The 24,979-nt window shown below is 31.4% G+C and carries 23 protein-coding genes, 1 tRNA gene and 1 riboswitch; of the genes, 12 read left to right on the top strand and 12 right to left on the bottom strand.

The genetic code is table 4. From position 1 onward, the window contains the following. Positions 1-45 precede the first annotated feature (45 nt). Positions 46-723, top strand: coding sequence for a recombination protein O N-terminal domain-containing protein (locus K4L35_RS03080; RefSeq protein ID WP_221617466.1), 678 nt, complete (start codon positions 46-48; stop codon positions 721-723). On the opposite strand, the gene rsmD is transcribed toward K4L35_RS03080, so the two are convergent. Further along, a complete protein-coding gene (gene rsmD / locus K4L35_RS03075) occupies positions 703-1,245 on the bottom strand; it encodes a 16S rRNA (guanine(966)-N(2))-methyltransferase RsmD (RefSeq protein WP_370629444.1) in 543 nt (180 codons plus the stop codon). The two genes, K4L35_RS03080 and rsmD, sit on opposite strands and share 21 nt — an antisense overlap. 47 nt (positions 1,246-1,292) lie before the next feature. After that, positions 1,293-1,386, top strand: a riboswitch (TPP riboswitch). A gap of 34 nt (positions 1,387-1,420) precedes the next feature. Here rsmD and cypl point away from each other — a divergent pair. From cypl to K4L35_RS03060, 3 genes are all read left to right on the top strand, one after another. Further along, positions 1,421-2,512, top strand: coding sequence for an ABC transporter thiamine pyrophosphate-binding lipoprotein p37/Cypl (cypl, locus tag K4L35_RS03070; protein ID WP_221617465.1), 1,092 nt, complete (start codon positions 1,421-1,423; stop codon positions 2,510-2,512). Continuing rightward, positions 2,493-3,224, top strand: a complete 732-nt coding sequence (locus tag K4L35_RS03065) for an ATP-binding cassette domain-containing protein (RefSeq protein WP_221617464.1) — start codon at positions 2,493-2,495, stop codon at positions 3,222-3,224. Before cypl ends, K4L35_RS03065 begins: the two co-directional genes overlap by 20 nt. A 490-nt stretch (positions 3,225-3,714) precedes the next feature. After that, entirely contained in the window at positions 3,715-4,845 is a 1,131-nt protein-coding gene (locus K4L35_RS03060) for an ABC transporter permease subunit (RefSeq protein ID WP_221617463.1), read from the top strand. 287 nt (positions 4,846-5,132) lie between these two features. Here the strand turns inward: K4L35_RS03060 and K4L35_RS03055 are convergent, their stop codons facing one another. From K4L35_RS03055 to K4L35_RS03025, 7 genes are all read right to left on the bottom strand, one after another. Next, positions 5,133-6,092 carry an ABC transporter permease gene (locus K4L35_RS03055; RefSeq protein ID WP_221617462.1) on the bottom strand — a complete coding sequence of 320 codons (960 nt, stop codon included), beginning with the start codon at positions 6,090-6,092 and terminating at the stop codon, positions 5,133-5,135. Next, positions 6,079-7,680: an ABC transporter permease gene (locus K4L35_RS03050; protein ID WP_221617461.1), complete on the bottom strand. Its 1,602-nt coding sequence runs from the start codon at positions 7,678-7,680 to the stop codon at positions 6,079-6,081. The genes K4L35_RS03055 and K4L35_RS03050 overlap by 14 nt, the downstream gene beginning before the upstream one ends. Continuing rightward, positions 7,670-9,484 carry an ABC transporter ATP-binding protein gene (locus K4L35_RS03045; protein WP_221617460.1) on the bottom strand — a complete coding sequence of 605 codons (1,815 nt, stop codon included), beginning with the start codon at positions 9,482-9,484 and terminating at the stop codon, positions 7,670-7,672. Before K4L35_RS03045 ends, K4L35_RS03050 begins: the two co-directional genes overlap by 11 nt. 64 nt (positions 9,485-9,548) lie before the next feature. Next, positions 9,549-10,883, bottom strand: coding sequence for a BMP family ABC transporter substrate-binding protein (locus tag K4L35_RS03040; protein WP_221617459.1), 1,335 nt, complete (start codon positions 10,881-10,883; stop codon positions 9,549-9,551). A 219-nt stretch (positions 10,884-11,102) separates the two neighbouring features. Continuing rightward, positions 11,103-12,077, bottom strand: coding sequence for a 6-phosphofructokinase (gene pfkA, locus K4L35_RS03035; RefSeq protein WP_221617458.1), 975 nt, complete (start codon positions 12,075-12,077; stop codon positions 11,103-11,105). A gap of 50 nt (positions 12,078-12,127) precedes the next feature. Further along, on the bottom strand, positions 12,128-14,104 hold the full coding sequence (gene ligA / locus K4L35_RS03030; protein ID WP_221617457.1) for an NAD-dependent DNA ligase LigA: 1,977 nt from the start codon (positions 14,102-14,104) through the stop codon (positions 12,128-12,130). A gap of 54 nt (positions 14,105-14,158) precedes the next feature. Further along, on the bottom strand, positions 14,159-14,836 hold the full coding sequence (locus K4L35_RS03025) for a TrkA family potassium uptake protein (RefSeq protein ID WP_221617456.1): 678 nt from the start codon (positions 14,834-14,836) through the stop codon (positions 14,159-14,161). 104 nt (positions 14,837-14,940) lie between these two features. On the opposite strand from K4L35_RS03025, the gene secG reads away from it, so the two are divergent. From secG to nusG, 7 genes are all read left to right on the top strand, one after another. Beyond that, positions 14,941-15,171, top strand: coding sequence for a preprotein translocase subunit SecG (gene secG, locus K4L35_RS03020; RefSeq protein ID WP_221617455.1), 231 nt, complete (start codon positions 14,941-14,943; stop codon positions 15,169-15,171). A gap of 3 nt (positions 15,172-15,174) precedes the next feature. Beyond that, complete coding sequence (gene rnr / locus K4L35_RS03015) at positions 15,175-17,385, top strand: ribonuclease R (protein WP_221617454.1); 2,211 nt, start codon at positions 15,175-15,177, stop codon at positions 17,383-17,385. Continuing rightward, positions 17,360-18,157 carry a tRNA1(Val) (adenine(37)-N6)-methyltransferase gene (locus K4L35_RS03010; RefSeq protein ID WP_221617453.1) on the top strand — a complete coding sequence of 266 codons (798 nt, stop codon included), beginning with the start codon at positions 17,360-17,362 and terminating at the stop codon, positions 18,155-18,157. Before rnr ends, K4L35_RS03010 begins: the two co-directional genes overlap by 26 nt. Then, complete coding sequence (metG, locus tag K4L35_RS03005) at positions 18,150-19,685, top strand: methionine--tRNA ligase (RefSeq protein ID WP_221617452.1); 1,536 nt, start codon at positions 18,150-18,152, stop codon at positions 19,683-19,685. Before K4L35_RS03010 ends, metG begins: the two co-directional genes overlap by 8 nt. An 8-nt stretch (positions 19,686-19,693) precedes the next feature. Beyond that, positions 19,694-19,978 (top strand): antibiotic biosynthesis monooxygenase, encoded by a 285-nt coding sequence (locus K4L35_RS03000; RefSeq protein WP_221617451.1) that lies wholly within the window; start codon positions 19,694-19,696, stop codon positions 19,976-19,978. A gap of 21 nt (positions 19,979-19,999) precedes the next feature. Further along, positions 20,000-20,149: a 50S ribosomal protein L33 gene (gene rpmG, locus K4L35_RS02995; RefSeq protein ID WP_221617450.1), complete on the top strand. Its 150-nt coding sequence runs from the start codon at positions 20,000-20,002 to the stop codon at positions 20,147-20,149. 242 nt (positions 20,150-20,391) lie between these two features. Further along, complete coding sequence (gene nusG, locus K4L35_RS02990; RefSeq protein WP_221617449.1) at positions 20,392-20,991, top strand: transcription termination/antitermination protein NusG; 600 nt, start codon at positions 20,392-20,394, stop codon at positions 20,989-20,991. Between the two features lie 27 nt (positions 20,992-21,018). On the opposite strand, the gene K4L35_RS02985 is transcribed toward nusG, so the two are convergent. From K4L35_RS02985 to K4L35_RS02975, 3 genes are read right to left on the bottom strand one after another with little or no spacing between them, the layout of a single operon-like run. Further along, positions 21,019-21,723: a ribonuclease HIII gene (locus tag K4L35_RS02985; protein ID WP_221617448.1), complete on the bottom strand. Its 705-nt coding sequence runs from the start codon at positions 21,721-21,723 to the stop codon at positions 21,019-21,021. 4 nt (positions 21,724-21,727) lie between these two features. After that, positions 21,728-22,624: a Cof-type HAD-IIB family hydrolase gene (locus tag K4L35_RS02980; RefSeq protein ID WP_221617447.1), complete on the bottom strand. Its 897-nt coding sequence runs from the start codon at positions 22,622-22,624 to the stop codon at positions 21,728-21,730. Positions 22,625-22,635: 11 nt separating this feature from the next. Continuing rightward, positions 22,636-23,133: a metallophosphoesterase gene (locus tag K4L35_RS02975; protein WP_221617446.1), complete on the bottom strand. Its 498-nt coding sequence runs from the start codon at positions 23,131-23,133 to the stop codon at positions 22,636-22,638. A 165-nt stretch (positions 23,134-23,298) separates the two neighbouring features. Here K4L35_RS02975 and gpmI point away from each other — a divergent pair, with 165 nt between their 5' ends. Next, positions 23,299-24,804: a 2,3-bisphosphoglycerate-independent phosphoglycerate mutase gene (gpmI, locus tag K4L35_RS02970; protein WP_221617445.1), complete on the top strand. Its 1,506-nt coding sequence runs from the start codon at positions 23,299-23,301 to the stop codon at positions 24,802-24,804. 99 nt (positions 24,805-24,903) lie between these two features. Here gpmI and K4L35_RS02965 read toward each other — a convergent pair. Next, positions 24,904-24,977: transfer RNA gene (locus K4L35_RS02965), tRNA-Gly, on the bottom strand. Between the last annotated feature and the right edge of the window lie 2 nt (positions 24,978-24,979).

Raw genomic sequence — 24,979 nt, 5'->3', positions numbered from 1 at the left:
ATATATATTTTAATATATTTTAGAGTAAAAAAATATAATTATTACATGGCAGAAACGACTCAAAAAGCTCTATTGATTCGCCTGGAAAGGTATGATAATAACGCTCATTTAGCGACGTTTTTAAACGAAAATGGTCAGTTTACTTTATATGCTCAAGGTCTTGATAAACCTACTAGCAAGAATAGAGCGAATTTGCAGTTGATGTCTGTGATTAATCTTGAGTTTTTTAAGGCTAGATTAAATAAAAAGATTGGAAAATTGAAAAAAGCTTCAATCGAAATACCTGTTTCTTTTTCGGATTCTCAAAGTGCAAAGTTTTTAAAGAAAATCCAAAAAATTGCTTTGTCAATTAATAATAAAAATTCATTTTTTGATCTGTACTGCAGTCTCATTAGTAAAATGTCGCAAGGCAAAAATACAGAAATATTTTTAATAATGTTGGCTAATTTAATAGAAAATCAAGGAATCATGCCACAACTTTATTTTTGTGGTGTTTGCAAAAGTCATAACCAAATAACAGACTTTGATTTTGTCAAAAAAACCTTTCTTTGCTTTTTGCACGGCAAAGAAAGGTTAGATGAAACTTTTCTAGAGTTGATCTATTCTGTTTTTCATGACTATGAAAATTTCTATCGCAAGTCAAACACAAGGTATAATCAATTTATTTATGAAATATTGAGCGATATTTTAAAAGAAGCTGGACTAGAATTCAGCTATAAATAAAACGTTGATTTTTCCGTATTTTTTTGATTTTTGAACTACCATTCCACTTGGTAGTTTTATTTGTTCAGGATTATCTGTTTCTAAAATTACTAAACCATTTTTTGAAACAATTTGATTTGTTTTTATGCTATTTAAGCAGTTATTAATTAAATCGTATTCAGCAAAAGGTGCGTCCATAAAAATGAAGTCATACTTTAGACCTTTTGAACTCGAAAGGTATGATAAAGCGTCTATTTTGTGAATATCTACGTTTGAAACATGTAAGCTTTTTAGATTTTTAGATAAAGTTAGAAAAGCATCTCGATCTTTCTCGATCGCTATTGCTTTCATCGCACCTCTTGAAACTGCTTCGATGGCAAAAGCTCCTGATCCTGAAAAAAGATCTAGAAAAACTGAGTCTTGAAGATCGAATTGGATACTCGAAAAAATTGCTTCTCTCACTTTGTCGGTTGTTGGTCTTGTTTTATCCGTTTTTGGCTGTTCTATTGCTCTAGAACGATATTTTCCTGCAATTATTCTCATGATTATCAATTATATTGTTTTGTTAAGTATTTTGATGTTTTATAATTATAAATGTACAGGGGTACTCACAAATGTGGGTTGAGAAATACTCTTTGAGCTGATCTGGTTAATACCAGCGTAGCGAGGACGTCTTTTTCATTTTGAATCTCCTGTAGCAAGAGGGAGATTTTTTTATATGAAAAAAATGAATTTTTTATTATTTCCTGCTTTAGGAATTTTACCTTTTGCTGCAGCTTCATGCACAACGCAGCAAAGCGATGATAAAAAAGAAAGAGTTTTGAAATTTTATGTCGAACCTGCAGGAACTAACTTTGAGGAATTAAAAGAAGATCTAGAAAAGCAATTTGAACCTACAGGTTTAAGAATGAACTTTCAAGAATTAAAGGGAGCACCTGCTTTACAAGCAGTCTTGAAAAATGAAGGTCAGTTTGCCATTAGCTCAATTTCAGCTTTTCAGTCATTAGATGACTCTTTAAAATCGCAATTAAAAATTATTTTAAGCACAAAAACAAGAGCATTTAAATACGATAAAGATTATGCAGAATATAGTGATGGAAGTAGCACAGATAAATTAGTAGAAATTGCAACAAAAACCAATGAAGAATTTCACAAAAAACCTTATTCACAGTGAGCTAAGGAAAATTGAGATGGGGCAACATACAGTAATTTTTACACAGACGCTGAGGTAACTTATCAACGTGGAATGATATTAATTTCTGCTGATGATGAACTAAAGGTAAAAATTACAAAAGCTTGAAATGATAAAGATTGAAGTAAATTCAGATCGTACGGGATCGTACACGGAGATGCTGATTCAGGTTCAAAATACACATTGCCTGAAAAGTTACTTAAAAAGCATTTCAACAAAGAAGGAGATAAGTTTACGACACTTGCTCTGGAAATACAAAACCATCCTGAACTTTTCGTAAGTGGTAAACCTGATAAGTTAAATGAAGAAGGTACAAGGTTTAATATAGCTTTTGATAACCAAAATTCATTTGCTTGAACACAAAGTAAAGAAAAATACTTCAAAAGATATCAAAATGCAAATAACCAAAACTTAAACATCTTAGTTGTTACAGAGGCAATACCATACAACATTGTAGCAGCTAGAAAAGATATTGATTCAGATACTCTAAATAGAATCGTTCAAAAGTTCACAACTATGAATGACAAGTATAGCAGATACGTCGGATTTTCTGGCTACCAAGCAGTAACAGACAACGGATTAAGCATTCAAGAAAAATATGATAAAGCAACAAAATAATTTATTATTACAAATAAAGCATTTAAACTATAAAACTAACAATCAAACAATACTGAATGACGTCAGTTTTTCAATAAACACCAATGAAATGGTCGGAATCATCGGTCCTAGTGGAGCAGGTAAAACAACGATTATTGAACAAATATTAAATGATAAAAACTTTAATAAAAGTGTTTTTACAAGCTTAGCTCAAAATTCTAAAGGATTCAAAAATTCGGTAAGTTATTTTTCACAAAACTTCATTCAATACAGATTTGAATCAGCACAGCTCAACGTTATGAGAAACTTTAGAGGATACAAAAATCTTTTTTATCGGGCTCTTGCTGGTTTAACAGGTGAACAAAATAGGAGATTCAAATATCTTTTAAATCGATCGGGAATAAAAAGAAAAATTTACAATACCATGTCAAGCCTTTCGAGTGGTGAAAAACAAAGAGTAAACTTAATAAGGGTACTTTTGGAAAACAAAAACCTAATTTTTGCTGACGAGCCGACGGCAAACTTAGATCCTGAAACTTCAAGAACTGTTATGGAAATGCTTTGAGAATTTAAGGATAACTCAAGATCTGTTTTTATTTGCATTCACGATGTGCAACTAGCAACAGCTTTTTGTGATAAACTAATTCTTTTAAAAAATGGATCAATTCAAAAGATTATTGAGAAAAAAGACTTTGATGATTACGAACAAGAAATTAGAGAATTATACTTATAAGAGATTAGCCCTTATTTTAGTATTAACTGTTGCACTACTGTTTTGAGTGATTTATCCATTTCTGAAGTTTGATTACTTTTTTCAGTCTCAATACTTAAGTTTTGTTTGAAGCAATCTTGGCAAACTCTTTACACTTAATTCACAGGACTACAAAAACTACCAAGATGTGAGTCTTTGATCAATCAATTTTTCACTTTTTAAAAGGACGCTGCAAACAGTTTTTCTAGGGACAGTGACAGGGTTTGCGACAGCTCTTTTCACAAGCTTTATTTCTTGTAATAATTTATGGAAAAGTAAATGGAGTTTGATCCCCAAAATCATAGTGATACTTTTTAGGTGTTTACCCATTTTCTTTTTCATTACATTAATAACAAGCTCATCTAATTCTTATCTTGCTGCATCACTAATTTATTTTTGATTTACTTGGTTATGATTGCATCGCTATTTTATAGGCGTTTTCGAGTCAAGCGATTCAAGATATTACTGAGAAATGATTAATTTAGGTCAAGGTAGATGAAGAAGTTTTTGAAATTCGATTGTCTTGTTAAATAAACAAAAAATAATTCTTTACTATTTTTACTCACTTGAATCGAACATTAGATGAGCAAGTATTTTAGGTGCTGTCGGTATTTCAGGATACGGTCAAATGTTTAATTTATACAGTGGAACACGAGGATTTGGAAATTTATCAATAACACTTTTATTCCTAGCGATAATCATTGGATTGCTTGAACTTTTTTCATTTATATATAACACTTTTGTCGAAAAAATAAGAATTTTAGATTCAGATAACATAAAGTTCTTTTGATTTAAAAAGAATATTCAACGTATTTTTTGGTGAATTTTTGTTTTTATAAATACTGGATTATTGATTTGATCATTAATAAGTTTTCAATTTACACAACTTGACCTTAAGCAGTTCAAAATAGTATTTTTTGAATTTTTTTCAGGAAAAAGTCATGAAGAAGTGAATTGATTTAATTATTTATCTCAAATGTTTTTAAATTCAATTTACATTTTGATCAGTTCTGCAGCTATATCACTTTTGATTGGGTATTTTATGGCTGAAAACATTAATAACAAAGCCGTTAGTTTTTTTCTGAAAATTTGATGTCTTATTTTGAGAATTATTCCGACAGTAATGGTATTTTCGATTCTCAACTTGCTTGGTAATACTGAGTTTATTCTTGTTTGAGTTTTAATAATTTCACAGGTAAAGAGCAATGCCAAAAAGATTTCAGAAACTTTTAATAATGTAAATATGACGGAAGTGAAGTATTTAAGGTTATTAGGATACGGAAAAACTAAATTATTCTTTGAATACATATTGCCTACATTTAAAAAAGATTTATTTAGCATTTTCTTTTTTTCGTATGAGCAAATTTGTCGTGCCTGACTCGTTTATTCAGTATTAGTACCAGGGAATACAGTTGGATCGACATTTGCATTCTTGAAAAAAAATGATTTTCTTTCAGATATTTTTGTGCTTCTGATGCCTTTTTATGTTTATTTTATAGCAATAGAAGTGCTGTATTACTGTTGATCAAATCAAGTACTTTGAAAAATTTGAAAAAATATAGAAAAATATGGCACGAATGTGAAAATTTTAAAAATCAAGTAATACTATATTTATAATTTAGAAGCTAAACCATGAAATAAAACTTTTAACCAAACTTGTGCATCATCTTTCATATTGTCATAATATCACCGAAGAGAAATTAACCACAAATGATTTTTGATATTTATACATGATGATCTAATTTATTTTTTGCTCGTAGAATGGCACAAGATAAAAATTTTTGATATATGATGACTGTAAACAGTCTAGAAAATGAAATCGCACACCTTTGAGGTGTGTTTTTGTTTATTAAAAACCAAAGCTGCATGCTTTGGTTTTGATTTAAACATTTAACGTTTGGATTTGTCGTATGGTATACCAGCTGCTGCAGGACCAACGCTTCCTTTTCTGCTCGAAAGCAGAATCCCAAACACAATGACGAAAGGAATTAGCGAGAATAAATCTTTGAATGTAGCGATTGCTTTTACTTGTGTAATACCGTAGATTGAAATTGATGATAACATCGCAAAAACAAATGAAACGAGAATGGCATATGTTACTTTTCATCTACTTGTAATCATGATTGCTAGAGCAAGGAACCCTAGTCCTCTTGGATTTTTAGTTATCGAAAACTCTGTTAAGTTAGAAACAGCAAAAATTGCTCCACCAATTCCTGCAATAACGGCACATATAAAAGTTGCTTGTCATTTAATTTTATAAACATTAATTCCAGCGACGTCCACTGCTTGAGGGTTTTCTCCTACAGCTCTAAAACGTAAACCTCACTTTGTTTTTCATAATGAAAAGAATGATACTGCAGCAACAATTATTAAAAGTACTGTTTTATATGAAACAATGTTTTTAAGTGAGATTGTCGATTGTTCTCATGCCAACTCAGGACTTGAGTAATTGGTAACTGCTGTACCTTCATTTTGAAATAGTCTTAATGATAATAGTGTAACAGCACCAATTCCTAAAGCTAAAATATTGATTGCAAAACCTGATATTGATTGGTCACTTTTTAGTTTGATGGTTGCAAAACCAAAAACTAATCCAAAAATACCTGTAATTAAACCTGCTAAAGGAATGGTATAAATTTGGTGTCACATTGATATAGGTTGTTTATCATTAATGATGTTCGTTCCTATAACACTTATGATTGTGTATGAAACGGCTCCTAAAATCATAAACCCGTTAATGGCAATGTTGACAATTCCTGCTCTTTCAGAATAAATCCCCGAAATTGTACCTAAGAGCAGAATTACAAAAATTAATCAACCATTTCCAGCGATTATGCTAAAGACTTCCATTTTCTGCTCCTTCTTTTACTCCTAAAAGTTTGATTCTAAAGTTATCTAGCTTGTTATTTTTGAATGCATTGTAGTCTTTTTTCAAGATTTTAAGATGAGAGGTTCACTTGCTTTTAAATTCACGGTAATCATGAATCCCTGAAGATTCTTTTTTAATGTTAAACTCTCTTCTTTTTGCTGCTACTTCATTGTAAAGTTGATTCTTTAAATCTTTAGATGCTTGTTCCGATTTCTCTACCTGATCAACTTGTGATGCTTTTTTCATGATAGCATACACTTCTTTATCAAGTCTTTTCTTTTCAAAAATATAATTAATTTGAAGAGAGATATTATTAAAGAATAAGTTCACTAGATGACCTAAATTAGCAACAATAAACTTGTATTTTGCTTTTTTATAGTTAATATATTTAGTTCTACCATCTCTAGATGCAATTGTCAACATATTTTTAGTTAAGTAATCAATTGGTCTAAAGTAGTAGAGCATCAACGCAAGAGCACTCATAAAAATAATAACTCCTGTTATAAGTTGGAAGAACTCACTTTTTACAGGTGCGATTTCATCAGTTGTTTGTAGAATTGGCTCTGCTGTTTTTAAAATTGCATAAAATGCGCCAGAAAAAATAACTCCAATCGAACTATTTAAAGCAAGAAGTGCAATTGCAATTGATTCAAAACCGATTTGAATTGGTCCTGTTCCAATTTCATGACCAATATTTTTATATTTAATTACAAAATAAAAGAATCCACCAAGTCCAGATAGTGCTCCTGAGAATCCAAGAACTAATAATGTGAGCAATTTTTGATCAACACCAACATATTCACCATTTGTTGGGTTTGTTCCGATCATTCTAATTTTGTATCCCATTTTAGTTTTTTTGTTAATGAAGAAAAGACCAAAACAAAGAGATAATAGAACGACAATACCAATAACAATAAAAATGAATCTTGTACTATCAGAGATCAAGAATGTCGCCGTTCCTGTTGAATTGTCAAGGAAAGTATTGACGATGCTTGGATCTTCTCCAGGGCTGAAAAATACGTGGTTTGTTCTTTTAAATAAATAAAGAGCAATGTATGTAATTATGTAGTTAAGAAAAATTGTTGAAATTACTTCATGAATTTTGAAATATGCTTTAAAAAATCCTGCGAGTGCTCCAATAAGGGCTCCACCAAAAATGAATATGATCATGGCTACGGCTAAAAATGATACTGAAAATACTTCAATTCTGTATTTAATAGCAACCGAAAACACGATGATTGCAGGAAGTAACATTTGACCAGAGGCCCCAATGTTAAAGTAACCGGATTTAAAGCTAAAAGCAACAGCTAACCCGATAAACGAGAAAATTAATAAGAAGATTGTGAAATCTGTTTTTCTGTTTTGTGTCCCAAAAGGTACAGTAAAAACTTCTTTAATGAAAAGAATTGGGTTGGCGCTTTCTTCTGCATCGCTATTTAAAAAACCGTAAAAAAACGCTGAGAAAATGATTCCAATCGCAACTGCTCAAATAGAAGAATAAGTTCTTCTTCGAGTTGTTCTTGCATCATCAGAAATAAAAGGTTTAACTATGAACTCTTTAATTGTCATTGTTGCCTCCTGATTTTTTATCTGACATGTAAATACCAATTTCTTGTCTTGTTAACTCTTTGATATTTTTTGTGAAATTAATTTCACCACCGTTAATAACGGCAATTGTATCTGCTAACATTAGAATTTCGTCCAATTCATAAGAAATAAGCAGCACAGCTTTATTTTTATTTTTTTCTTCAATAATTTTAGAGTGAATGTTTTTAATAGCACCAACATCTAAACCACGAGTTGGTTGAAGAATTAAAATGAAGTCGTGCTCAGAAAGCATCTCCCTACCAACAATGAATTTTTGTTGATTTCCACCAGAAAGCGATCTGGATTTAGACCTTCCGTGTTGAGCTCCTCTGACATCAAATGCTTCAATTATTTCATCTGTAGCTTTTTGAATCGAGTTTTTATCGAAAACACTTCATTTAAAATATTTCTTATCTCAAAGTCTTCTTAAAATTGTATTTTCTTTGATTGTAAAATCAAGAGCCAAACCATGTTTGTGTCTATCACTAGGAATAAATGAAAATCCGAGTTTTGAGATGTCTAATGCAGAATAGTTAGAAATTTCCACATAGTCTGGAGTTTCAGATTCAATATTTTTATTTTTTGTATGTTTTATAAATCTTCAAGCAGTGAATGAAGAAAGTAAAATAAAAATAAATAATAAGAATATTGAAATAATTACAAGACCAACTTTGGAAGATATGTCTTTATCCCCAAAAGCCAGAAGACCTGAAAATAATGTTGCTATCGATAAAACAAATAAAACTGCACACATAACGAAATGGAATTTTATTTTTTTATCTTTTTCAGCAAAAACTTTTTTAAGATTTTGTTCGATAAGTGGAGTTTTACGTAAAAGAATGCGTCCTTTTGTTGGTTTTATCATTCCACTTATTACGTATTCGAGATCTTTTTGTCCATTTCCATCCACACCAGCAACTGCAACAATTTCACCTGCACGTACTTTAAGATTTAGATTTTTAAGCCCTTTAACTCCTTCTGTGGAGACATTTTGAATATCAAGAATTACGGGGCTGTTTGAGTCAACTTCACCCGATGTTGTGTTTTTGATTTCGACAAAGTTCTCACCAACCATCATGTCAGCCATCTCCTCGATAGTAACATCAGAAACTTTGAAGTTTTTAACAACTTTACCATGTCTCATCACGGTTGCATTATCAGCAACTTCTTTAATTTCTCTTAGTTTGTGAGAGATGAAAAGAATTGTTTTACCCTCTTTTCTGAAAATTTTAAAAGTTTCAAGAAGGCCATTTATTTCTTCATCAGTCAGTACGGCTGTTGGTTCATCAAAAATCAGGATGTCCGAGTTTCTGTAAAGCATTTTCATGATTTCGACTTTTTGTTGAACAGAAACAGGTTCAGTTCCTGTAACTTTATCTAGGTCAAAATTTAAATTAAATGTTTTTTGAATGTGTTCAATTTTTTTTCTTGAAAAATTGTAATTTATTGTCAAACTTGGATTACTTATCTCATCACCCATAATTATGTTTTCAAGGTTAGTATAAACATCTACCAACTTAAAATGTTGGTGAACCATACCTATTCCCAGGCTGTTTGCAAAGTTAGGATCTTTAATAGAAACGGGTGACCCTTTAAATTTGATCATCCCTGAATCAGGTTCATACATACCAAAAAGAATTGACATTAAGGTGCTTTTCCCGGCACCGTTTTCTCCAATTAAGGCATGTATTTTACCTTTTTCAATTTCTATATTAATATCTTGATTTGCTTTGATGGCTCCAAAATGTTTTGAGATATTGACAAATTCTATTATTTTGTTTTCCATAAATGCATATCCTATAAAAACAATAAAGCCAAGGGCTTTACGTTTTGTTTTTCTACTTTTTTATCTAATTATTTGATTTTTCAATTAACTTACCTAGTAGTTCGCTACCAGATTTAATAGGTTCTGAATTTTTTGTTAATTTATAAGATGCGATAAACTCTTTATCTTCTGCAGATAGTTTTGTAAATTTACTACGTGCTTCACTTAAGGCTTCATTCATTTTACTGTTGTCATCTTCGTTTGCTAATGTTGCATCAGCTACACCAGTTCAATTATTTTGAGCATCTCCGACGTATGAGAACGAAGATGTTCTTTCATTTTTATCGAATTTTGGCTCGTATTCTTCTGTTCCTTTTAAAGCAATATCAGAAATAATGTCATAAACTGATTGACCTAAACCTTTAGTAATTGATGTGGCTAATCTTCCCTTGTCTGAAACATATGTGTTACTTTGATCAACATCAACCCCTATTACATAAACATCTTTCTTCGTTGGAATTTTATTCAACTCTGCTAAAACTACACCTGTTGCAGGACCTGCTACAGGAAGAACAATCGAAACTCCTGCTGTATTAATAGCATCTTGAACAGAGCTTGTCATTTTGTCTCCAGGTTCAAATCCTGAATCTAGATTTAGGTCATTTCCATGTTTTACTTTTAAAGTTGGGTTTTGTTCATTTCAGTCTAAAATTCCACGTAGGTAACCAATGTTAAAGTCATACACACCAGGGAAAGCTCCACCTCCAAAAGTAGCTACAACTCTTCTTTCTGGTTGTTTTGCATATTTTTGAGCCAAGAATTTTGCAGAAGCATAACCAGCCATTCATCCACCTTCTCTTGTGTTATATTGAAGTGAATAGAAATTAGGCAATTGTGCTTTAAGTTCTTGATCCCCAAGATCAAAGTCAACGGCAACAATTTTAATATTTTGAGCTTTAACTTGTTTTCATCTATTGTTTTCTTTTAGTCATTTTGTAATAGGGTCACCGTGTTTGAATCCACTTAAAACTCAGAGTGTAGATCCATCGTCTAAAGCATTGCTGTAAGCTTGAGCAAAACCTCCTGTAGGCTTGACTGTTTTAACTTTTACACCATATTGCTTTTGCAACAATTCAAGAGCTTCTCATGATGATTGGTTGAAAGATTTGTCGTTTGTATCACCTTCATCTGTAATAAGAAGTGGTTTTTCTTTTTGTACTGAAGCAGTTCAGTTTTCACTAATTTCACTTAGTGGTTTAATTCCGGAAATCATTGTTTTTAAGTATGCATTTAGCTCTTCGCTATTTGCAATTTTCTTGTATTTTGACTTTTTACCTCCAAAACAACTTACTGTAGCAGCTGCAGCCACTATGGTTAAGGTTGGAGCTGCAACCGTTAATAATATTTTTTTGAATTTCATTTTTTTATGCCTTTCGATTAATTCGTTTCTATCATTTTTGAACGTTTACTTGAGTTCTCCCTCATTATAGTCCGATTTGATATATCAAGTTATTTTTGTGGAAAATTTCCATAAATATTTTTGCTTTTAAATTAAAAAAAATTTTATTCCACATAAAGTTGCAGAGTTTTAAGAAAAGCAAAATAAAAAAGTCGCTAAGCGACTTATTTATTTATGTGATTATTGTTTGTTTAGTTTATTGAATTTGATTGCTCTTTCAACGGCTTTTTCTTTACCTTTTGACTTCATACTTAGCGCTTCAAGGATAGGATTTGCTACGATGTCGTTGTTGATTAAACCGATTGCAAGACCACTTTTACCTTCTTTGATTAGCTCAACAGCTTTAATTCCCATTAATGAAGAAGTGATTCTTTCTTGTGCTGTTGGACGTCCACCACGTTGTGTGTGAGCAAGTGATGTAAGTCTTGTTTCTCATTTTGTTTTTGCTTCAATTTTTGCACATAAGTCTTTTGTGTCGTATCTTTTTTCTGAAATTACAATTGTAACCATTCTACGACCCTTTTCTTGTGAAAGTTTATAAGCTTCTTCGACAATTTCTTCTACTGGCATTGTGTATTCACTTGTTGAAATAATTTCTGCCCCTGTTGCTAAACCACCTCATAAAGCTAAGTCTCCACATTGGTTACCCATTACTTCAACAACCATAATTCTTTTGTGTGATCTTGCTGTGTCTTGGATTTTGTCAATTGCTTCTACTACTGTATTTAAGGCAGTATCGTATCCAATTGTGAAATCGCTTGAAGCGATATCATTGTCGATTGTTCCAGGTAATCCAATTGTTTTAACACCTGATTCATGTAACTTTTGAGCACCCATGTAACTTCCATCACCACCAATAACGATTAACGAATCAATTCCATGTGCTTTTAAGTTGTTGATTGCAACTTCCCTTACTGCTGGGTCTTTGAATTCTGGGAAACGAGCTGAATAAATAACTGTTCCACCAATTGAGTTATAAAAGTTAAAATCGATGTTGTCTGCAGGTTTAATTTGATTATTGTATAAACCTAAGTAACCCTCGTATACTAAATAAGGTTCCATGTCGTTGGCTCTTGCTGATTTTACAATTGCACGAAGTGCAGAGTTCATTCCTGGTGCATCACCACCTGATGTTAAGATTGCTATTTTACGCATTATTGCTCCTGTTTAAATTTCTAATTTAGTTATTTTAAATTATATAAAAATTATGATGTTTCTTTATTAAAACGTTCCTCATCTCAGAGTTCTATTGTGCTAATTTTTTGTGCTTTTTCAAGTTTGGATCCTGCTTTTGCACCATAAAGTAGCACGGAAGTTTTTTTTGAAACTGAATTAGTTACTATTCCACCATTCAGTTCAACGATGTTTGCAAAGTAATCCCTAGACTTACTTAAAGTTCCTGTTATTACAAAAGTCTTTGAGGCAAACTTACCACTTAAGTTTGTTTTTTTCTCTGTTTTATAGTTAAAAAACTCATCCAAATATGAAAACAATTGCTTGTTTTTAGGTTCAGAAGCAAACTTTATTATTTCAATTGCACTCTTTTCACCGAAATCTTCAAGAAGAATTAAATCTTCGTAAGTTTTTGATTGAAGTTCAGATAAGTTTTTAATAACTTTAGAAATCGTTTTACTTGCTCTTTCACCAATAAATTTAATTCCGATTCCATTTATTACTTTTGAAATTTCTGTTTCCTTACTTGCCTCAATATTATTAAGTATCTTATCAACTTTTTTATCTTTGAAACTTGGAAGAGTCAATATAAATTCACGATGCTTGTGAAGGCTAAAAATATCAGGTATCGATCTTAAAATGCCTTTTTCGTAGAATAATCTGACAATTTTCTCTCCTAAACTCATAACGTTTAGTGCATCTCTCGAAACAAAATGCATTATCTGTCTAATTATTTTTTCAGAACAATTTTCATTTAGGCAGTATTGATCAACGTTTTGGTCAATATATTCAAGAGGATAGTGACAAGAAGGACACTCTGAAGCACACTGATAAGTGCCTTGACTGTTTTTTTGTGTCATTTCTAAGACTTTTGGAATGATTTCACCAGCTTTGACAACGTACACTTCGTCACCTATATTTAAGTTTAAGTTTTGTATGTAATCGTAATTATGAAGCGTTGCATTTGAAACAGTAGTTTGATTCAATTCGATTGGTTCGATCTGGCAAACATATGTAATTTTTCCTGTTCTTCCGACAGTTGGAAAAATATTTAGTACTTTTGTTGTTTTACCAAGATTTTCAAACTTATATGCAATCGCATACTTCGGAAATTTGGCTGTATAACCAAGTTCTTCTCAAAGCGTTATATCGTTCAGTTTAATGACTAATCCATCAATCTCGAAATCAAATTTATGTTTAACTTCTTCAAAATGATTAATTTCTTTTTTTAACTTTTCTACAGAAGAAAAAGTTTTAAAGTATGGTGAAGTTGGTATTTTTTGAGAATTGAGAAAATCAATACAATCTATCTGTGTTTTGAGATCATGACTTAAAGGATTAACAACAAAATAAAAGTAAGCCTCCAAGTTTCTTTTTCTAACTGCTTCTTTATCTAATTGTCTTAATGTTCCTGCTGCTGCATTTCTTGGATTTGCAAAGTTTTTTTCAAGTTCGTTTTTGTTTAAAGTTTCAAAAGCACTTTTAGGCATAAAAACTTCTCCACGAACTTCCAGATCATTTAAATAAGTGATTCTTTTTGGTATTGAAGCGATCATATAGACGTTTTCTGTAACATCTTCTCCTATCACACCATCACCCCTGGTTACTGCTCTCACAAGTTCTCCACCTTGATAGTGAAGAGCGATTGATAAACCATCAATTTTTGGTTCTAGCGTTATTTCATAGGTAGATAAGTGATTCTTGATATTCTTTTCAAACTTTAATAAATCTTCTTCGCCGTATGCTTTATCAAGTGATAACATCGGAGCTTGATGTTTAAACTTGGTAAATTTATTACTTGCAATTCCTCCGATTTTTAAAGTGGGTGAATTTGGCTGTATCATAGAAGGATAGCCAGATTCCAGTTTTAGTAATTCTTGGTATTTTGAGTCATATACTTGGTCACTCACTAAAGGTTTATCTTGATTGTAATATGCATCATTTCAGATCTCTATTTGATCAATTAATTCTTGCATTTTGCAAAGAATGTTTGCGTTTTTTTCTGACATATTCTAAATTATAAATAAACAAATAAAAAATTTGCAATAATGCAAATTTTCTAATTATTCGTCACCTTTAGCAAGTCACTCCATACCTTCTGTAACATCTTTAACTTTACCAACAATAGAAATCTTATCACCTACTTGCAGCTCAAAATCTCCAAAGGCACGCATAACTACATCACGTCTTTTAACCAAAATAATTGTTATTCCTTTTTGATTTAAATCTAAATTTTTAATCATTTTGTTGTGAATTTCAGCATTTTTGATTTCAACATTACCGACAACAAAATCTGCGTCAATTTCTTGAATGTTTTCACTATATGAAATAAAACTGTTGTTTGCAGCAATTAAGGCCGTTCTAATTCCTGATTCATATTCAGGTCTAATAATTACCTTTACACCGATTTGTTTAAGAACTAAAGCATGCTTTTCGCTTGTTGCTCTAGCAATGATGTTTTTAATTTTTAGTTCTAGTAAGCTCGCGATAATTTCAATGTTATCAGGTGCTGCAACAACAACTGTTTCCATTTGATCAATTTTAATTTCTTTTAACGCTTTGATGTCTGCTGCATCGGTTATCACAATTCTTTCAACCTCTTTAGCATACATTTTTGCAGTTTCAGGATCTTTGTCGATGATGAACAAACTTTTGTTCATTTTCAGAAGTTGATCAATAACAGCTTGACCGAAACGCCCGTTACCGATGACGCAAATGTCGTTTTTATTTTTGATATTCATAGGTGCTCCTTGTGTTGTTAAAATTATAATAAATTACATTTTAAATCTATTAATTTACATATATTAATAATTAAATTATAATTAATAAATAAATAGGAGGCACTATGACAGTTATTGTAATTTGCATGATAATTATTGGTTTTATTGTCACAATTTTATCATTAATGATGTCTCCTGAGTCGAACGCTTTTAGTGGTGCATTAGTTGGTTCAGGGGATTTAGAACTATTTAAAAATTCAAAGGAAAGAGGACTGAAAAAGTTTCTTAAATATGCAATGTTTATTTCTGGTTTTTTACTAATGGCATCTGCATTATTCATCAGAACTTTAGTTTAAAGCATGGACAAAAAAATAATTGAATACATAATTAAAAAACAAAAAGCAACTTTTATCGATATTGTTAAAGATTTAAAAATCAAACCAAACCACAACAAAGAAGTTACATCAATTTTAGGTAAACTGCAAAAAGAGTATGCGATAACCAAAAATCGCGATGACTCTTTTAGTTACATGGAATTTGTCAAAGATTATCAAGGAACTTTCTACGTTAATAACTCAGGAAATTTTGCTTTTGTTGAAAAAGCGGAAGATAAAGATCTTCCAATTGAAGAAAAAGAATCTTACTATGTTTCTAAATTTAACTTTAACTTTGCTTTAAATGGTGATTTAGTTAATATCAAGGTTTTTAAAGATTCTTCAAAACAAGGTACAGCAGCTTTTTATGCAGTAGTTACAGATATTTTGGAACGTAAAAACGATCAAGTTATTGGTTTCTTAAAAAAGAACAAAACTTTTATTGATTTCTTCCCTATTGACAAGCGCTTTTCATCACAGAAATTTAAAATTGTAAACGTTAAAACAGAAGCAAAAATAAATGATCTTGTAGTCGCTAAAATTGTTGGATACGACAAAGTAAGAATTCTAGTAGACATTGTCAAAGTGATTACAAATGAAACTGATCCAAAAGTTTTTTTAAAAGCTTTTATTGAAGAAGTGAAGTTGCCACAAGGTTTTCCACAAACTTTAGAGCAAGAAATTGCTCAAATACCTTTAACAATTGAGGATAAAGTAAATCTTGCCGACAGAGCTCAAAGAAGAGATTTAAGAAATGAATTGATTTTTACAATCGATGGCGAGTCTACCAAAGATTTTGATGATGCAATCAGCATCAAAAAGCTTGAAAATGGCAACTACAAGCTAGGTGTCCATATCGCCGACGTTTCTTATTACGTGCAAGAAGATACTTTGATCGATCAGGAAGCACTAGAACGTGGAACAAGTATTTATTTGGCTGATAGAGTTGTGCCAATGTTACCCGAAGCACTTTCAAATGGTATTTGTTCACTAAACCCAAATGTAGATCGTTATGCACTCAGCTGTGAGATGGAAATTGATAAAAATGGAAATAATATCAGCATCGATATTTTCCCATCAATTATCAACAGTAAGTTCAGATTAACCTATAAACAAGTTAATTTATTCTTAGAAGCAGAGAATCAGGAGTTAAGCGATGCAGTCGATAAATCACATGAACTTCGTCGAGATTTAAACTTGTCATACGAGTTATCAAGAATAATTCACAAATTTAAAGAAAATGAAGGTTATATTGATTTTGAAATAAAAGAGCCAAAAATTGTTCTGAACGAAGATGGATCAGTTGCTGATATTAAAATTGAAGAACGTGGAAAATCAGAAGTATTAATTGAAGACTTTATGGTTAGAGCTAACGAGACTGTAGCAAAATTCCTTTCTGAAAAAGGTTTTCCAGTTATGTATCGTGTTCATGATGCTCCTGATGAAGAAAAAATTCATAACTTTAAAACAGTACTAAACGCCTTAGACGTAAATATTCAAGTTTCAGCCGAAGGTCTTAGTCCAGTTAAATTTGCACAAGTTGTTAGAGATGTTAAAAAACAAAGAAATGACGAATTTATCAATTTAATATTCTTGAGAACAATGCAAAAGGCTAAATATTCACCTTACAACGTCGGACACTTTGGACTTGCAAGCGAAAATTACTGTCACTTTACCAGCCCAATAAGAAGATATCCAGATTTAATGGTTCACCGTGTTATCAGAGATTTAGTTTTTGATAAAAAGATTGACAAAAAAGATAACTTTGAAGAAAAGATGGACAAAATCAGTAATCAAAATTCAACAAGTGAACAATCAGCTGTTGAAATTGAAAGAAAATCAAATGATTTAATGTATGCTGAATACTTTAGTAAAAAAATAGGTACTAAAATGAAAGCTCAAATTATCAGCGTTCTGAAATTTGGTTTCTTTGTTGAGTTTGAAAACAAAACTGATGCGCTAGTTCATAAAACTACTTTATTTGACGGAGAATATGAAGCAAATGAAACAGGAACTGTTTTCTATAGCTCATCCAGAAAATTCAAAATCGGTGACGCTGTAGATGTTACAATTGTCGGAACGGATTTAGTTGAAGGAAAAATCGATGCCGTACTAACCGAATTTATCGATCAATATAATGCACAAAAAAACAATTCATACAGGAATGTAAATGATAAACAAATTCGCAAATCGTAGATTAGAAAAAAACTCTTTAGGTTTTGATTCTGATCTTTATGTTTACCAAGATAAAGATATGTTTAATTACTCAGTAGATACAATTTTGCTGGGTAATTTTGTACATCTAAACGCCAAAACCTTAAACATTCTTGAAATCGGAACCAACAATGGAGCTCTTTCAATTTTCTTAGCTGATCGAAATTCAGAAATGAAGATTAAAGCTGTTGAAATCCAAGAAAAAGCAGCACAATTAGCAATTGAAAACGTTAAGCTGAATAAAATGGAAAATCAAATAGAAGTTATAAACGATGATTTTAAGCATTTTTGAAAAAACTGAAACAAAACTGTCAATAAAAAATTCCAGGCAATCGTTTGCAATCCACCTTTTTATCCAGTTGAAAACAACAAAATCAAAACTTCTATCACTCAAGAAAAACTAATTGCAACACATGAAGTGGAATTAAATTTAGAACAATTAATCGAAGGTTCATCAAAGTTGTTAGAACAAAAAGGTTATCTAAATTTGGTTCTACCAATCGAAAGACTTGTTGATTGTTTTGTTTTAATGAGAAAATACAATATCGAACCTAAAAGAATTCAGCAAATTTATCCAAGAATTCAAGATAAACCAAAATTTGCATTAATAGAAGGTCGTTTAAATGCAGGTTGAGGAGTGCATTTTCTACCTAATTTATATTTACACGATTCAAATAATTTATTGGATCATGATTATTTACCAGAAATCAAAAAACTTTATAAACCAATCAAAGTGGGGGCTAAAAATGAGTAAAAAAACTTTTTATATAACAACTCCAATTTACTATGCTTCAGGTAATTTACACATTGGTCACTTATTAACAACCACACTTGCCTGAACAATTGCAAATTACAAAAAAATGCAAGGTTATGATGTGAAAGTTTTAACAGGAAGTGATGAGCATGGTCAAAAAATCGCCGAAAAAGCAGCCGAAAACAATCAAACACCTCAAGAGTTTGTTGATCAGATTGCACAAAGTTTTCAAAAAATGTGAAAAGATTTCGACATCGAAATTGACTTTATTAGAACAACTGACAAAAAGCACACTCAAGCAGTTCAAAAAATATTTGAATACTTCAAAGAAAAAGGTTACATTTATCTTGATAAGTATGAAGGCTTATACTCTGTAAGTGATGAGGAGTTTTTAACACCAACACAAGCGATCAAAAAAGAAGATGGTGAATATTATCATCCTTATAGCGGCAATAAATTACAAAGAGTTTCGGAAGAATCTTACTTTTTCAAAATGGACTTATTTACAGACTGAATCAAAGAATACTCAAAAGCAAATCCTGGTTTTTGGGCTCCTGAAAAAACAGTTAATGAAATCAATAATAGCTTTTTAACAAATTTAAAAAATCTTTCTGTTTCAAGAACTAATATCACCTGAGGAATACCAGTTGAAAGCGATTCAAAACACACGATTTACGTGTGATTAGACGCTCTTTGCAACTACATCACACACCTAGGATATGATCTAGAAAATCCAGACGATCACTTTATTAAGTATTGACAAAACGGTAACGAAATTGTTCACTTGCTGGCAAAAGAAATTGCTCGTTTTCACTTTATTTACTGACCAATCTTTTTAAAAGCATTAGATGTTAAGATGCCAACTAAAATTCAAAGCCACGGATGAATCGTGACTCCTGAAGGTAAAATGTCCAAATCAAAAGGTAACATTGTAAATCCTTACGATTTACTTGAAAAATATCACTCAGAAATGATTAAATACTTCTTTGCAACAAGAGTCAAGTTAGGTGAAGATTTGGTTTTTGATGAAAAAATCTTTGTTGATGCCATAAACTCAGAGCTAATTAACAATTACGGAAACCTTGTTTCTAGAACTCTAAAAATGATTAGCAACAGTTTTGACCAGCCTTTAAATTACAAAGAATCGCAAAACGAACTAGATACTCAAATTGATGAATTAATCTATAAATCAGAGCAAGAATACACAAAATGTTTTGACGCATACGATCTTGAAGGAGCAAAAAATGTGATTGTTTCTTTGGGTAATGAATTAAACAAATACATCGACGAAACTAAGCCATGAACTCTCAAAGAAGATCTTGAAAGATTAGAGCAAATTTTGGTTCGTTTACTGAACGGAATTTATGCACTTTCAACATATTTAAAACCATTCTTACCTCGTAAAATGGAAGAAGTTTCTCAAGCTCTGGGAAATATTGATTTTAATATGAAACACATTAAAGATAATCTTAAATTTGGTAAGATTATAACGGCTAAACAGTTCATGTTTTTTGAACGTCTAAAATAGGGGGTCTGATGATCTACATTAAGTCAACAAAGTACGTTGTAAACGCTGAAAAACTTAAAGTATTTTTAGATTATTTACACGTTTTTGTAAAAAAAGGAAGAATGGAATTACACAATCTTTCTTTGGAATATGGTTTAATAAACGAAAATGAAATAATTTTAACTGAAAGATGAAGTTCGCAACAAGATCTAAAAAACTTTGAAAAAAGAGATGAAATCAAAGTTGAATTAGAAACTTTGGCAAAAATGGCTTCTCAAACATTGGTTTTATTTGCTTTAGAAACAGTTAAATAAATACTGTTTTTATTTACAAATATGCAAAAGAAAAAAGTATCTCTAGCTTGTGAGTTATGCCGTAGAAAAAACTACGCTACAAACAAAAGCTTAGGAAACGCAGAGCGTTTAGTGTTTAAAAAGTATTGCACTAATTGTAAAGCTCACACAACACACAAAGAAGAAAAATAATGAGCAAAGAGACCAAAGTTATAAGCAAAAAACCAAAAAAAGAAAAAAAATATTATTTCAGAAAGTTTATTAAAGAAATTAAACGTGTCAGATGACCAAGTAAAGAAAAAAACACCTATTCGATGATACAAATAATAATTTTCTCTCTATTATTTATTCTCCTAATCGTTACTGTCACAACGGGTGCGACTCTCCTATGAGAACGTCTAAATGTAGGGATTTCAAATTAAAGAAAGGACACTATGAAAAAATTTAATTGATACATGATTTCAACAGTTTCAGGAAAAGAATCTGTTGTTATTGAAGCTCTAACAAACAGAATCATTGCCGAAGAGGTTAGTGACGATTTTGACTATTCTGCAACAGAAAACGGTCCTTTCAAAATTTTTACTAGACCTACTTTAACACCAAAAGAAGCAGAAAAAAAACGTCTTGGTGAAAACTACAAAATTAAACATGTAAACCTATATCCTGGTTACATCTTTACAAAATCACACATGAGTGATAAAGCTTGATTCGTTATTCGTAACACTCAATACGTTACAGGACTTGTTGGGTCAGCAGGAAAAGGTGCAAAACCTACACCTATTAACGAAAGACAAATTAGAAGATCACTTTCAATCGAAGAACAAGCTAAAAAAGATTTTGAAGACGGAAAATTCTCAATCGACTTCAAACCTGGAGACCTTGTGGAAGTTATTGAAGGACCATACCAAGGTGAAACGGGTGTTGTTTTTGAACTTAATGACGGTGGCAAAAATGTCACAATTGAAATTGAATCATTCGGAAAGAAAGTTCACGTTACACTTGATTCAGAACACGTTCAATTAAGTGATTTATAATATAAAAAAAGCGGAAAGCCGCTTTTTTTATAACTTTGTTATCTTAAAACTTGTCTTGCAAACTTCATTGAGCATCTCGGTTCCGTATGTTTCTTCAAATTCGATAACTTTCTTTTGTGTTTCGATTGAAGCACCTAAGGGAAAATCAAAATTATACTTTTTGACCATTTCACTGCGTGCGTGAATAAAATAATCACGAGCGAAAATACTTGCACAAGCAACAGCAACATGTTTACTTTCAGCTTTTGTAGCAAAAAATGCAATTTTGTTTACGTCATCAATTTGAGCTCAATTATTATTAACTAAAATTTTATTATAGTACTTGTTTATAGAGTTAAAAGTAGAATACTGATCTATAAAAATCAAATCATAATTTTCGTTTAACTTACGGTTTAAAAGAGCAATTGCTTGAGCATGACTAAAGAACTTCAATTCGTTGGCGTTATATTGATTTTTTCCGTTTTTAAGCGAATTGTACCCTTTAGGTGTTAAATGGTAGATTTGATAATAAACCAAATCCTTGATTTTCTTTGCTATTTGCGAAATTTGCTTATCGCTATATTTTTTGGAGTCTTGAACACCTAAAGCTATTAGTGATTTTATTTGGTTTGGATAAACTACTGCTGCACAAGAAACTAGAGGTCCAAAAAAGTCCCCAACTCCCGTTTCATCGACGCCCATAACAGCTTTGTTTTGCAAATCATCAAGTTTTTTTAGTTCTTTGAGAATCATAATATTATTCTATTTTATTATTCTTTTCTCTTTTTTCGTTGCTTTTTTGGATTTCAGCATCTGGGTTATCTAAAAATTTATTAATGTAGTGACCAACACCACCTTCTTTATTTGTTTTTGAAATTTTAATTGTTGCATATTTCTTAACATCTTTTGACGCATTACCCATTACAACAGACACATTCGCAACTTTAAACATTGGAACATCGTTAAATCCATCTCCGATTGCTATTGTATTTTCAATATCAATGTCGTAATATCTCATTAAGATACTTAAAGCCTTTCCTTTATTGGCTGCAACATTTGTAATGTCGAATACTGGAGGTAATCCTTCACCTTTTGATCAGTATGAAAACTCTCCAAGGTCCCCATATCTAACTTTTAAATAACGTCTTAGCTCTTCTGGTTTTGCTTTTTCAGAGATATCAAAAATAATTCCTGTAGGTTTTAGAGGAACTTTGTGAAAGTCCAATCCAACTTTAAATTTTGATGATTTATCAAATCCAAAAACCTTTTCTAAGTTTTCATCTCTGTGTTGAAGTTGAACTCATCCAGGTCCTTCAATGGCTATGTTTGTGATGTATTCTTTAATTTTTTCATCACCTAAAATATAAAGCATTTCGTTTAAATCTAGGTATTTAATGTAAGGAATAAAGTCATCGTCGTAAGGGTGATGAATGTGTGCTCCATTATAGTTAGAAACAATTGTATCTAATTTTAGGTAGTCATAAATTGGTTTTGTTCCCCTTCAAGGTCTACCAGTTAAAACACAAACAACGTGTCCTTCATCAACTGCTCTTCTAATTGCTTTGTATGTTTTATCATGAATTTCACCTGATTTAGATGATGATAGTGTTGTTCCATCCAAGTCAATAGCGAATAAAAATCTTCTTTTTTCCATTCTTTCTCCTTCTAACAACGTTTAAACTCTAAGTTTAAAAGTTCTTTTGTTTCTGTGTTAATTGTTGCAACACAGTATGAATGAGGTGAGTTCATCCTTGGGTATGTGATGCTTCCAGGATTAATAAAAATTTTGGTTTGGTCTTCATTTTTAAAAAAATTAGGGACATGTGTGTGCCCACTAAACATAAAATCAAAGTCTATATATTTTGTCGCTTTATCAATTTTTTGTGCGTTTAGTAGTGTGTCATATCCTCCATAACCTATGGTATGACCATGAGCAATGAAAAATTTTGTGTTCATAATTTCAAACTTATATTCGTACTTCAAGCTGCTATTTCAATCATTGTTTCCAGCAACTGCATACGAAAAGTTTCTTGTAACTCAATCATCAATTAACTCTGTGTCACCTAAGGAAACGGAAAAATCGTAATCCTCTGATTTTAAAATTTCTTTTGCCTTTTCTTTATTTCCGTGAACATCAGACATAAGCAAAAATTTTAAGACCATATCACACCTCTTTATCTCTATAAATTATAATTTAAAACGCCAAAATTGGGAATAATTCCACACATTTACCACATTCTCAAAAAGTAGTAATCCAGGCATTGTTTTTTCAAATAAAATGAAAAGTAATATAATTAAAATTATATTTCAGTAATCAAAGGAGATAACATGAAAAAAGTAGTCTTAATCGTTATTGACGGTTTAGGTTTAAGACAAGAAAGCCAAGGTAATGCTTTTAAATTAGCTAAAACACCTGTTTTCGATAAATTATTTGCAGAATATCCAAACAGCTTAATTCAAGCTTCTGGAGAATATGTAGGATTACCTCAAGGACAAATGGGTAACTCAGAAGTTGGTCACTTAAACATAGGGGCAGGAACAATCGTTTACACAGGATTATCATTAATCGCTAAAGCTCTTAAAGATGGGTCTTTTGCTAAAAATGCTGAATTTGTAAAAGCATTTGAAGATGCAAAAACAAACAACTCAACATTACATTTGATGGGATTATTAAGTCCTGGAGGTGTTCACAGTTTAGAAAATCACTTATTCGCATTGCTTGATGCAGCTCATGCATATGGACTAAAAAAGGTATCAGTTCATGTTTTCGGAGATGGTCGTGATGTTGCACCACAATCAATTAGATCATCTCTTGAAAAACTTCAAGAATTAACAGGTAAATACGGATACAAAATCGCCTCAATCTCAGGAAGATTTTATGCAATGGATCGTGACAAGATGTTTGATCGTGTTGAAAAAGCTTACGATGCAATTTTAGGGAACGTTGATTCAAAATTTGATAATTTTCTTGATTTTGTAGATCAATCATACGCTAACAATATTTTAGATGAGTTCTTTGTACCTTCAATTAACTCTTCTGCTTCAAAAGAAGATTTTGTTAATGATGGAGATTCAATAATCTTCTTCAACTTCCGTCCAGATAGAGCAAGACAATTAACACACTTATTTATAGGTTCAGATCTTTATTCAGAACAACCAAAAAAACCTGTAAAAATTAACCAATTTGTTTCAATGATGAAATATGAAGGTTTAAAAACATTAATTGCTTTTGATGAAATGAAAATCGATATGCCAATCGGTAGAGTTCTTGAACTTGCAGGAAAAACACAGTTAAGAATCGCAGAAACACAAAAGTACGCCCACGTAACTTTCTTTATGGATGGTGGAAACGATATTGAATTCAAAAATTCAAAACGTATTTTAGTTGATTCATTAAAAGTTGAATCTTATGCTGATGCTCCTCAAATGTCGGCTAAAGGTATTACAGACGAATTATTAGCAAACGGTTTAGATTACGACGTTACAATTATGAACTATGCGAACCCTGACATGGTTGGTCATACAGGAGTTCTATCTGCAGCTATTACAGCCGTTGAAGTTCTTGATGAACAAATTGGTAGAGTTTGAGATTGAGCAAACGCTAACGATGTAACAGTATTCATTACAGCTGATCACGGTAATGCAGAAATAACTGAAGATGAAAACGGAAACCCAGCAACAAAACACACAAGCAGCCCTGTTATGTTAATAACAAATGATAAATCATTAAAACTCAAAGATGGAAAATTAGCAAACGTTGCTCCAACAGTTCTTGATTACATCGGACTTTCTCAACCAGCAGAAATGGACGAAGATTCGTTATTAGTTAAATAACAAAAATCACCTATCAATAGGTGATTTTTCATTTCGATGAAAATAAGAAAAAAATAAAAAACTTCCATTGAGGAAGTTTATTAGGTCAAATTAATGATATGGAGCGAGTGAAGGGAATCGAACCCTCACAGTCAGCTTGGAAGGCTGAAGTTCTACCATTAAACTACACTCGCGT

This window comes from Mycoplasma sp. Ms02 (assembly GCF_019720735.1).
Classification (GTDB): Bacteria; Bacillota_I; Bacilli_A; order Mycoplasmatales; family Metamycoplasmataceae; genus Mycoplasmopsis.
The sequence above is the reverse complement of the archived record's forward strand: the minus strand, read 5'-3'. Positions and strand labels throughout refer to the sequence as shown.